General features: G+C 57.4%; 7 protein-coding genes. All 7 read left to right on the top strand.

What is annotated here, in order from left to right:
* Positions 1 to 2 precede the first annotated feature (2 nt).
* Positions 3 to 1040, top strand: a complete 1038-nt coding sequence (locus tag MJ257_RS02625) for an SGNH/GDSL hydrolase family protein (RefSeq protein WP_240267774.1) — start codon at positions 3 to 5, stop codon at positions 1038 to 1040.
* An 86-nt stretch (positions 1041 to 1126) separates the two neighbouring features.
* Positions 1127 to 2944, top strand: a complete 1818-nt coding sequence (locus tag MJ257_RS02620) for a sensor histidine kinase (protein ID WP_240267773.1) — start codon at positions 1127 to 1129, stop codon at positions 2942 to 2944.
* 28 nt (positions 2945 to 2972) lie between these two features.
* Positions 2973 to 3794, top strand: a complete 822-nt coding sequence (locus MJ257_RS02615) for a response regulator (RefSeq protein ID WP_240267772.1) — start codon at positions 2973 to 2975, stop codon at positions 3792 to 3794.
* 222 nt (positions 3795 to 4016) lie between these two features.
* The gene (locus MJ257_RS02610) at positions 4017 to 4898 is read left to right on the top strand and encodes a carbohydrate ABC transporter permease (RefSeq protein WP_240267771.1); all 882 of its coding nucleotides are present in this window, start codon (positions 4017 to 4019) and stop codon (positions 4896 to 4898) included.
* A gap of 19 nt (positions 4899 to 4917) precedes the next feature.
* Positions 4918 to 5745 (top strand): carbohydrate ABC transporter permease, encoded by an 828-nt coding sequence (locus tag MJ257_RS02605; protein ID WP_240267770.1) that lies wholly within the window; start codon positions 4918 to 4920, stop codon positions 5743 to 5745.
* A gap of 307 nt (positions 5746 to 6052) precedes the next feature.
* A complete protein-coding gene (locus MJ257_RS02600) occupies positions 6053 to 8308 on the top strand; it encodes an FAD-dependent oxidoreductase (protein ID WP_240267769.1) in 2256 nt (751 codons plus the stop codon).
* Between the two features lie 233 nt (positions 8309 to 8541).
* Entirely contained in the window at positions 8542 to 11607 is a 3066-nt protein-coding gene (locus MJ257_RS02595) for an endo-1,4-beta-xylanase (protein WP_240267768.1), read from the top strand.
* The last annotated feature ends 32 nt before the right edge of the window (positions 11608 to 11639 follow it).

Here is an 11639-nt window from a genome sequence, read left to right as displayed (position 1 = left end):
ACATGTTGTATGGCAATGCCGAATTCCATAACGTCGCGGAACTCGTCCCCGTGGAGGGCCGTCCCGGGCTGCTGCTGCAGCGGGTATCCGAATCGGTACGGACCGGGTTGTTGGAGAAGGGGCAAGAGCAAATCCGCCGGGCATCCGCCATCGAAATCCGGTTAGGCGCAGAGGAGGGCACGGCAGTGCCCGTGACGCTCGCCAGCTATGGCGGCATCAGCCTGGCCCAGGTATACTACGGCGATTACTGGGTGGAGGACGTACGCCTCGGCGAGGCGCCAACGACGATCCACCTTCAAGAACGGGAGCCGATGTTCCAGTTCGCGGCGCCTTGGCGCGGGGAAGTCCCCCGCTCCGCGTATGGCCCGATCTGGCGGATCGTGCTGCAGGGATTCGAGGTTCATTTGATCGACCTTCCGAGCGGCAGGGTCCGTCCACCGCAACCGCATGAGAAGCCCGCCTTCAAATACTTGGCTTACGGCACCTCGATTACGTTCGGCATCTCGGCTTCGACGCCGGACCTATCCTACGTCAGCCAAACGGCCTGGCGGTTAGGGCTGGATCCGATCAACCTGGGCATGCCGGGGGCCGCGTTCTGCGAACCGTCAATAGCCGACCATATCGCCGCAAGGAACGATTGGGCCATCGCTTCGTTATGCCTTTCGGTCAACATGCTGAATCAAGGCATATCCGCCGAGGAGTTCAAAGCAAAGGCCGCCTATATGGTGCAGACCATCGCCAAGGCCCACCCGGACAAACCGCTCGTTTGCATCGGCTTGTTCCCGAGCTTCGCCGATTTGGGCTGGGCCTGGCCGGAGAGAGAGGTCAACGCCGCCAGCCGGGAGTATCGGGACGCGCTGCGCGACATCGTGCGATGCTCCGGGCAACCCCAGGTCCATTACGTTGACGGACAGGAGCTTCTCGATGACTGGCGGGGCTTGTCCCACGACCTGCTGCATCCCGGCAATTTCGGTATGGTCCGCATCGGCGAGCGGCTGGCGGCTTTCATGGGGCCGTTGCTTCAAAGCCGGCGCTTATGATATCGGAATAGAACAAATCTTTGCATGATTGATACAAAACTATGCAATTTTCGAGAAGGCGTTTGCGGGATTAGGCGTGTGATATAATGGACACAAACACCGGTTACACCGTATTGGGGGCGTTCCGCATGTCCAAACTGCTGCGATGCCTGATCCCGCAGAAGCTGAAATATCGTCTGTTCATGGCGTTCGTCTGTCTGATCATTCTTCCCTTCAGCGCCCTGAATTTGTACAACTACCAACGCATCGAAACCTTGGTCCAGCAAAAAATCAGCCAACAAAGCCACTCCCAATTGGAGCAAATGTACCGGACGCTGGAGGACCAGATCGGCATCGCCTTCAAAACGCTGATCTTCCTGAAGCAGGAAGACACGGTCAAATCCGTCCTTCGCTATCCCGAGCAGCACGATGAGCTGGAGAACAAACGGCAGATGGAGAGTATTTTCAACAACCTGAACAATAGCTTCTTCCTGTATAATCCTTCGGTATATTTCTTGATCCTGGACCTAAATGAAAACGCATACACCTCGTATCTGCCCAAGGAGCCGTTGGCCTACGACAAGCTCCGAAGCCTGCCGGGCTTCAGCAAAGAGCTCATGAACGCAAGTGCCTACCATTGGGTGCCCAATGATCCGAACTACGTCCTGCGGGACGTCTCGACCAGTACGTATCTGCTGTCCCTCTACGCGTATTTGGAAGACAGCCGGAACACGCCCTACGGGTTAGCCCGCATCAGTATCGACTACTCGTCCTGGCTGCGAACCATTCACAAGCAATCGGATTTGCAGCAGCAGTATTTTATCATGACGAGCGCGGGAGAGGACATCTCCCAGTCGGTTCCGGATACGGCGCTGCCGAAAAAGGTAAAAGCGGAAATCGCGAACCAACCGGGGAAGCAGTATTTTATCGACAAGGATTCCAACTCCTTCATTAATTACATTTACGTCGAGTCGTTGGACTGGTATATCGTCAACCGCATCCCGCTGTCCGTGTTGTTCGTGGAAATCGAGGAGCTGAAGCGCCAATATTTCGTGACCTTCTTCGCGCTGATGGGCGTCTTCCTGATCATGACCTTCGTCATCTCGACGACGATTACCCGTCCTTTATCCCATCTGCAGGCCAAGATGAAAGCCGCCGTTCAGAAGAACCTGAAAATCCGCCTGCCGGAGCACAAATTCCACGGCGAAGTCCTGGACCTGACGCGCACCTTCAATACGATGCTGGACGACACCAATCTCCTGATCCAGAAGCTGAACGCCGAAGAACGCCAGAAGGAAGCGGTCCATTTCCAGATGCTGCTGGCCCAGACGAACCCCCACTTCCTGTTGAACACGCTGAACACGATCAAATGGATCGCGATCCGCCAGCACAACGACGAGATTACGAACATGACCTTATCTCTCGGCAAACTGCTGGAAGCCAGTTTGAATACCGAGAAGGACCTGATTTACCTAAAGGACGAGATCGAGCTGGTGCAGGCTTACGTGCACATCCAGCAGGTCCGCTATTCCCATAAATTCGACGTCACGTATCAATACGAAGACCATATTCTATTCGCGCTGGTACCGAAACTCAGCCTACAGCCGCTGGTGGAGAACGCCATCATCCATGGCATCGCCCCTTTGCGCGGCCAAGGGTTCATCCATCTCCGCGTGTACCTGGAGGACTCGGGCCGACTGATCGTCGAGGTTCAGGATAACGGGGTGGGGATGGACCTCTCGCGAAAAAATCAGGCCGAGCGCAAACGTCCAGGCATCGGGCTAAGCAACGTCAAGGAAAGACTGCGGCTCCTGTTCCGCGATCAAGGCACCATGGAAGTGCTGTCGTCCGAGCAGGGCGTCACCGTGCGGTTCGCGATCCCGTTCCTGCTGTCCACGCCTTACGGGTCCGAGCATCCGGCTTAATCATCTTTGCAACGGGAGGTTGTTGATCATGTGGAAAGTGTTGCTAGTAGAAGACGAAGTCTTCGTACGGGAATCCGTGCGGGAGATCATCGCCTGGGAAGAGCTAGGGTTTACCGTCTGCGGAGAGGCCGGAACAGGCACGGATGCGCTCGAATTCATTCGGCGGGAAGAACCCGATCTCGTGATTACCGACATCATCATGCCGGACATGGACGGCGTTGAACTGTTGAAGCAGACCCGGGCCGAGGGACACGATTCCCGGTTCGTCATGCTGACGTGCATGAGCGATTTCGAATACGTGCGGCAGGCGATGGAATACGGGGCTTCAAACTATATCCTGAAGTTGTCCATGAGCGTGAACTCGCTGCGGGATACGCTGCGGAAGATCCGCGGCGAGCTGCTCAGCCGGGAACCGCAGGCCTCCGGAACCCTGCCTGCCGAGGCGGCGGCGGATCGCCAGCCGAGAGCGCTGCCCCTTCTCCATGAAGAGGTCACCTCCCACCCGGAAATCCAGAAGATTCTGCAATACATTCATGCCCATTACGCGGAGGACATTACCGTCAAGTCGATGTCTCAGCTGGTGATGATGGGCGAGAACTACGTCAGCACCTTGTTCAAGAAGAAAACCGGACACACCTTAATCCATTATCTGCATCAGGTGCGGGTCAACCATGCGATCCATTATCTCCGCCATTCGGATTTACCCGTTTACGAGGTGGGCCATCGCGTGGGCTTCCTGAACGACAACTACTTCATCAAAATCTTCAAACGGCTGACGGGGCAAACGCCCAGCCAATACCGGCAAACGGCTAAAACCGGGAGGCCTTCCGAAACGGCCGTGTCCTCATAAACTTTCCCTTTCGCGGTTAGCGGTGCTCCAGTGGAGTGCCGCTGTTTTTTTTCGCGTAAACAAGCACTTGCGATAGAACAAAACTATGATCCTGCCCGCTTGCCCCAGCCTTGAAATTGCGTATTTCTGTAGCATCAAGTCGGGGGTTTTGTTCCTTAACCGCCTAAGCCCCGGTTGATATGCTGGAGTTGCAAGCAAACGACGTTAAGGAGTGAGACCCGCGTGAGAAGTTCCTGGATGAAACGGCAGCAGTATCTCGGCTATCTGTTTATCGGGCCGAACATGATCGGCGTGATCCTGTTTTTTATCCTGCCTGCCCTCTATTCGTTTTACCTCATGTTTACGGATTACAAATTCATGAGCCCGGACACGAAATTTGTCGGACTCGCTAACATTCAACGGATGCTCGGGGATGAGGTTTTTTATATCGCAATCAAAAACACGTTGCTGTTCCTGGTGTCCGTCCCGGTCTCGATCGCGCTGGCCTTCGTGGTTGCCGTCATCTTGAACCGTTCCGTCTATTTGAAGAACCTGCTTCGTGCGCTGTATTTCATGCCCTACATTACCAGCGGCGTCGCCGTGGCGTTCGTGTGGATGCTGCTGTTCAGCCCGAACAACGGGCCGATTAACGGAATCCTGCGGTCGATCGGCATCGCCCATCCCCCCGGGTGGTTGTCGACGACGGAGTCCTCGATGTACGCGATCGACATCATCTGGATCTGGTTCATGCTCGGCTACAACATGATCATCTATTTGGCCGCGCTGCAAGAAGTGTCCGGCGAGCTGCTGGAAGCCGCCAAGATCGACGGTGCACGGACCTGGCAGATGATCCGCAGCATTTTGTGGCCTCTCGTGAGCCCCACCACGTTCCTGCTGCTGATTACCGGCCTGATCATGTCGATCAAGCATTTCGGGATCATTCAGGCGATTACCCAAGGCGGCCCGGGCAACAGCACCACCGTTTTATCGCTGTTCATTTACCAGAACGCCTTCCGCTATTACGAAATGGGCTACGCTTCCACGATTTCCTGGGCGTTGTTCGCCATTATCCTGATCTTCACCGTCGTCCAGTGGCTGGGCCAAAAACGCTGGGTCCACTACTAAAAGGAGGAGGAAAACCGACATGTCCAAAGCCATGATCCGCAAAACGATCCTAACCCTTGTCATGTTGTTCTTCAGCATCGTGATGATCGTTCCTTTCCTCTGGATGATCAGCACGTCGTTTAAGACGCCCGCAGAGGTGTTCGAATATCCGATCCGGTGGATTCCGGCCCATTTCAATTGGAGCCATCACGTCAAAATCTGGTCCGGCGACAACAGCTTCGTGCAGTATTACGCCAACTCGCTGAAGGTCGCCGTGATCAGCACGGCGGGGGCCGTCCTGCTCTCGTCCCTCGCCGCTTACGGGTTCTCCCGCATCGAGTTCAAGGGGCGGAACGCGATGTTCCTCATTTACCTGTCGATGATGATGGTCCCGCCGCAGGTGCTGTTCGTGCCGAAATTCATCATGTTCGACTGGGTCGGGATATTCAACACGCATTGGGCGCTGATTTTGCCCGGCATGTTCACGATCTTCGGCGTATTTATGATGCGGCAGTTCTTCCTCTCCGTGCCGGCGGAAATTTCCGAAGCGGCGTTTATCGACGGGGCGGGCCATTTCCGCATCTTCTCCCGCATCGTTCTGCCGATGGCCAAGCCGTCGCTTGCCACCTTAGCTATCATCGACTTCTCCTGGCATTGGAACGATTACGAGAATGCGCTGGTCTTCCTGATCGACCATAAACTGTTCACCGTTCCGCTCGGCCTGCAAAACTTCATCCTGGAAAACACCGTGGATTACAACGGCATGATGGCCGCCGCCGCTGCCGGCATTATTCCGATGATCGTCGTTTTCCTGATCGGCCAGCGGTACATTATCGAAGGCGTAGCCAGCTCGGCGGTGAAGGGGTAAGGCGATTTCTTCGTCCGTAATTGTATTCGGTTTTTCGAACACAATTCGTTGCTAACGACCAAAAATGCGAATTGTATTCGATTTTTCATACAGATTCCCAGCTTCCGTCCCCCTGATCGCTGATTATATATGAAATTTCATATACAATCCGCCAAAATCGCCAAGAGCGACGAAATGTATTCGGTTTTTCGCATATATTACTCGCCACTCGCGTTTATGGCTCGGCACTCACACTTAGGGCTCGTCGGATCATCATTTCGGCATCTCCTTCAACTAATTCAGTCAAACGAAAGGGGTTTACAAACCAATGAGAAACGAAACGGTACACAGTGACATTACGGTCGTCGGCGGAGGACTGGCCGGCGTTTGCGCCGCCGTGGCGGCGGCCAGGCTCGGGCGCAAGGTGGCGCTCGTGCAGAACCGCCCGGTACTCGGCGGCAATTCCAGCAGCGAGGTGCGCGTCTGGGTCTGCGGAGCGACCGCGCACGGCACGAACCGGTATGCCCGCGAGACCGGGATCATGGGCGAAATGTTCGTGGAGAACCAGTACCGCAATCCCGACGGCAACCCCTATCTGTGGGATATGGTCGTGCTGGAAACGGTGCTGGCCGAGCCGAACCTCTCGTTATACCTGAACACCGACGTGCACGAAGTCGAGGCGGACGGCGAAGAGGAGGCGCGTCAGATCCGGTCCGTCACCGGCTGGATGATGGGCTCGGAGCGGCGTATCCGCTTCGAGAGCCCGATCTTCCTCGACTGCACCGGGGACGGGCTGGTCGGGTTCCTGGCCGGCGCCAAGTACCGGCTCGGCCGGGAGGCCCGGCACGAATTCGGTGAGGCCTGGGCGCCCGAGGTCGCCGACGACATCACGCTCGGCAGCACGCTGCTGTTCTACACGAAGGACGCCGGGCACCCGGTGAAATTCGTCCCGCCGTCCTTCGCCAAGGATATTACGCAGACCCCGATCCCGCTCAAGCGAGTCATCCGCAGCGGCGACTCGGGCTGCCACTACTGGTGGATCGAATGGGGCGGCGAGCTGGACACCGTGCATGACAACGAGCGCATCCGCGACGAGTTGTCGGCCGTCATCTACGGAATTTGGGATTACATCAAAAATTCCGGACAGTTCGATGCCGACCACATGACCCTGGAATGGGTCGGCTCGATCCCCGGCAAGCGGGAATACCGCCGTTTTCTCGGCGACTACACGCTGACCCAGAACGACATTCTGGCGCAGGAGCCGTTCGAGGACCGGGTCGCGTTCGGCGGCTGGTCGATCGACCTGCATCCGCCGCAAGGGATGTACGCCACGGAGAGCGGCTCAAAGCATCTGCACGCGGACGGGAACTACCATATCCCGTTCCGCTCGCTCTACTCCGCGAACGTGTCCAATCTGCTGTTTGCGGGCCGCAACATCAGCGCGACGCATGTCGCGTTCGGCACGACGCGGGTCATGGCGACCTGCGCCACGATCGGCGAAGCCGCCGGGACCGCCGCCGCCCTGTGCGCGGAGCTGGGCATCGCGCCGCGGGAGCTGTCGCGCCGGCACACCCCGCTGCTGCGGCAAACGCTGCTGCGGCAGGATGCCTCCGTGCTGGGCGTCGCCAACGAGGACGCCGCGGACTTGGCCCGGAGCGCGAAGCTGAGCGCCTCCTCCTTCCTGTCCCGGCTGGCGGTGGAATCGGCCGATGAGGCGTATCCGCTGGAACGCGACGTCGCCCTGCTGCTTCCGGCCGATCCCGGCCTCGCCGGCACGATCGAATGGCGGGTGGACTCGGCGCAAGACACGGAGCTCACCGTCGAGGTGTGGAGCACCGGAAGACCGGAAAACTACGTGCCCGCCGCCCTGGAATACCAAGCGACCGTAGCCGTGGCCAAGGGCGATGGACAGTGGGTGCCCGTCCGGCTCGACTGGACGCCGGAAGAGCCGCAGAACGCTTTTGTCATCATCCGCAGCAACCCCTCGGTCCGACTCTACTTGTCGCATACGCCGCTGACGGGACTGCTTGCCTTCGAACGGGGCGCGGCAGCCGGCGTCTCGAAGGATCTGGAGGACCATGACGACAGCCAGCCCGTCGTGGAATGGAGCATGAAGCGCCTGGTGCGCAAAACGTTTTGCTTCCGCGCAGACTTCACCACCGACGCCTATCGCCCTGAGCAGATTCTGGACGGTTATAAGCGGCCTTACGGCGGGCCGCATCTCTGGCTGTCGGAACCGATGGCGCGGGATGCCCAGCCTTGGGTCGAGCTCGTCTGGGAGAACGAGCAAACCGTCCGTGAAATTCATTTGATATTTAACGACGACGTCAACGAGGACCTGATCAACCTGCACCACCATCGCACGCCGTTCGAGGTGATCCCTGAGCTGGTCAAGAGCTATCGGCTCGAGGCCCAGGATCCCGCCGGAAACTGGATCACCCTCGTTTCGGAAACCGACAACCGTCGGCGCAAGCGGGTGCACCGCCTGGAAACCGCCGTCCCGGTCAGAGCCATCCGGCTTATCATCGAAGAAACGAACGGGTCGCGGCATGCCGAGGTCATCGAGATCCGGGCGTATGCGTAAGCACACGTAACCAACGACAAGGCCCAAGCGCTGCAAGAGGCAAGCGAAACCTATGGTTTTGCCGGCTTGCGGCGCTTTTTTCCATTTCTTCTAAAAAAACCACGGCAATACCTTTAATTTCGAGAATGCCGGGCTTCCCGACGGGGTGGTATCATTTGAGCAGGAAAGGAGGAGCCTTCCAACAAAATGAAAGCGCTTAACCATCACATTCATTGACAAAGGGGAGTGATCGAATGAATCAAACGATGAAACGTGCCCTCATGCTGCTGATCGCCGTCGTCTTGCTGTTGCCTGCTGGATGGCCGATCTCGGTAACCAAGGCCGATACCTCGGCTTCGGACGGCACGGTCACGGTGTATCATGAGGACTTCGCAACCGGAGTAGGCAAGGCGATCCAATCGGGAGGTGCAACCCTGACCCAAGTCACCGGCAAGACGTTTGCCGGCAACGAGGACGGAGGCGCCCTCTATGTCAGCAACCGGGTGAACAACTGGGATGCGGCCGATTTCCGGTTTAGCGACATCGGCCTGACTAACGGCAAAACCTATACGGTCAACGTGACCGTATACGTGGACGCCGCCGTTAGCGTGCCTGCCGGCGCCAAAGCCGCCCTCCAAACCGTAGACAGCTACGGCAATTATGCCGAGGCGGATTATCTCGCCGGCCAAGCCGTGACGTTAACGAAGGAGTTTACCGTGGATACAGGCGCGGACAAGGCGCTGCGCATCAACTCCAACGCTGAAGGCGCTGCAATCTCTTACTACATCGGAGACATTCGCATCACGGAACAAGCAGGCTCCGGCGGCGGCGAGCAACCGCCAAGAGACCCGGCATTGCCTTTCTCCACGATCACCTTTGAAGATCAAACCGCCGGCGGGTTCACGGGACGAGCCGGTACGGAAACGCTGACCGTGACGAACGAGGCGAACCATACACCGGGCGGTTCCTATGCGCTGAAGGTGGAAGGCCGCACCAACACCTGGCACGGACCCACGCTGCGCGTGGAGAAATACGTGGACCAAGGCGCCGAATACAAGATTTCGGCCTGGGTGAAGCTCATCGATCCCGCCAGCTCGCAACTCCAGCTGTCCACCCAAATCGGCGAGGGCAGCAGCGCGAATTACGTCGCCCTTTCTCCCAAGACCCTCAGCACCGGGGACAACTGGGTCCAGTTTGAAGGAACCTACCGTTACAACAGCGTAGGCGGCGAATTCCTAACGATCTACGTCGAAAGTTCGAATAACGCGACCGCTTCTTTTTACATTGACGACGTGAGCTTCGAAAGCACCGGATCCGGCCCGATTGCCATCCAAAAAGACCTGATCCCGGTTAAAACGGCTTACCAAAACGACTTCTTGATCGGTAACGCCATCTCGGCAGAAGATTTGGAAGGCGTGCGCCTGGAGCTGCTTGGCATGCACCATAACGTTGCCACGGCCGGCAACGCCATGAAACCCGACGGCCTGCAGCCGACGAAAGGCAACTTTACGTTTACCGCGGCGGATGCCATGGTCGATAAAGTCCGGGCGGAAGGCATGCAAATGCATGGCCACGTATTGGTATGGCATCAGCAATCGCCGGCCTGGATGAATACCGCTACCGATGCGCAAGGGAACGTGGTGCCTTTAAGCCGGGAGGAAGCCTTGGCGAACTTGCGCACCCATATTCAAACCGTCATAGAGCATTTCGGCGACCGGGTGATTTCTTGGGACGTCGTGAACGAAGCGATGAACGATAACCCCGGGAATCCGGCGGATTGGCAAGCCTCCTTGCGGCAAGCCCCGTGGAAGACCGCGATCGGCGCCGACTATGTCGAGCAGGCGTTCCTCGCCGCCCGGGAAGTGCTCGACCGGCATCCGGAATGGAATATCAAGTTGTATTACAACGATTACAACGAAGATAACCAGAACAAAGCCCAAGCCATCTACAACATGGTCAAAGCGCTGAACGACAAATATGCGCTGACCCATCCGGGCAAACGGCTGATCGATGGCGTCGGCATGCAGGCGCACTATAACGTCAACACGAATCCGGAGAACGTTCGACTGTCCCTGGAGAAATTCATTTCCTTGGGCGTGGAAGTCAGCATCACCGAGTTGGACATCCAAGCCGGCAGCAACTACCAGCTGTCCGAGAAGCTGGCCAACGCGCAAGGTTATTTGTACGCGCAATTGATGCAGATCTTCAAGGCACATGCGGACCACATTGCCCGCGTCACCTTCTGGGGATTGGATGATGGCACCAGCTGGCGCTCCTCGTCCAACCCGTTGCTGTTCGACAAGAACCTTCAGGCCAAACCGGCTTATTACGGCGTGATCGATCCGGCCAAATTCATCGCAGAGCATCAACCGGATGTATCGGAAGCCAACCAGTCTACCGCGTTCTATGGTACGCCTACCGTAGATGGAACGGCGGATGCGGTTTGGAGCAAGGCAACGGCGATGCCGATCCAGCGTTACCAAACGGCTTGGCAAGGCGCAACCGGTACGGCTAAGGCCCTCTGGGATGATCACAACCTGTACGTCCTGATCCAAGTCAGCGACGCGCAGCTGGATAAGAACAGTCCAAACCCTTGGGAGCAGGATTCGGTCGAGGTGTTCGTGGACGAAAACAATGCCAAGACCTCGTTCTACCAAGACGACGATGGACAATACCGCGTCAACTATGCGAATGAGGCCAGCTTTAATCCAGAGAAGCTCGCCACTGGTTTCGTATCGGCCACCAAGGTCGACGGCACGAATTATACGGTCGAAATGAAGATTCCGCTTAAAACGGTCAGCCCGGCGAACAACGTGAAAATCGGCTTCGACGCGCAGATCAACGATGCCAAGGACGGCGCGCGCCAAAGCGTGGCCGCTTGGAACGACACGACCGGCAACGGGTATCAGGACACCTCCGTTTACGGCGTACTGACGCTGGCGGGCAAGGGACCTGCCGATACAACGCCGCCCGTCTTGAAGATTACTGCCAGCCCCGCCGTTCTCTCAACGCCGAATCACAAGCTGGTTCCGATCCGGATCAGCTGGAAGGCGACCGATGCGGGTTCCGGCCTCGCGTCGATCAAGTTGGTATCCATCACCAGCAATGAGAGCGACAACGGCCTCGGCGACGGGGATAAACCGAACGACATCCAAGGCGCCGATATTGGAACCGCCGATCAGGAATTCCAGCTTCGGGCGGAGCGTTCGGGCAAAGGGAACGGAAGAATCTACACCATTACCTACGAAGCTACCGACAAGGCCGGCAACAAGACGACCGCCAACACTACGGTCCAAGTCCCGAAGGGAAAGAAGAAATAGGAACGAACAAGCACTGACCCACAAGGTCAGTG

Origin of the sequence: Paenibacillus timonensis, assembly GCF_022427145.1 — a bacterium.
In the GTDB taxonomy this organism is placed as follows: Bacteria; Bacillota; Bacilli; order Paenibacillales; family Paenibacillaceae; genus Fontibacillus; species Fontibacillus timonensis.
Note: the sequence above shows the minus strand (reverse complement) of the source record. Positions and strands in the feature narration are given on the sequence as shown.

What these genes read in the sequence shown, in the direction of transcription:
- MJ257_RS02600 (WP_240267769.1), top strand. Translation starts at nt 6,053, where the DNA reads ATGAGAAACGAAACGGTACACAGTGACATTACGGTCGTCGGCGGAGGA.
- MJ257_RS02605 (WP_240267770.1), top strand. Translation starts at nt 4,918, where the DNA reads ATGTCCAAAGCCATGATCCGCAAAACGATCCTAACCCTTGTCATGTTG.
- MJ257_RS02615 (WP_240267772.1), top strand. Translation starts at nt 2,973, where the DNA reads ATGTGGAAAGTGTTGCTAGTAGAAGACGAAGTCTTCGTACGGGAATCC.
- MJ257_RS02595 (WP_240267768.1), top strand. Translation starts at nt 8,542, where the DNA reads ATGAATCAAACGATGAAACGTGCCCTCATGCTGCTGATCGCCGTCGTC.
- MJ257_RS02620 (WP_240267773.1), top strand. Translation starts at nt 1,127, where the DNA reads ATGGACACAAACACCGGTTACACCGTATTGGGGGCGTTCCGCATGTCC.
- MJ257_RS02625 (WP_240267774.1), top strand. Translation starts at nt 3, where the DNA reads ATGTTGTATGGCAATGCCGAATTCCATAACGTCGCGGAACTCGTCCCC.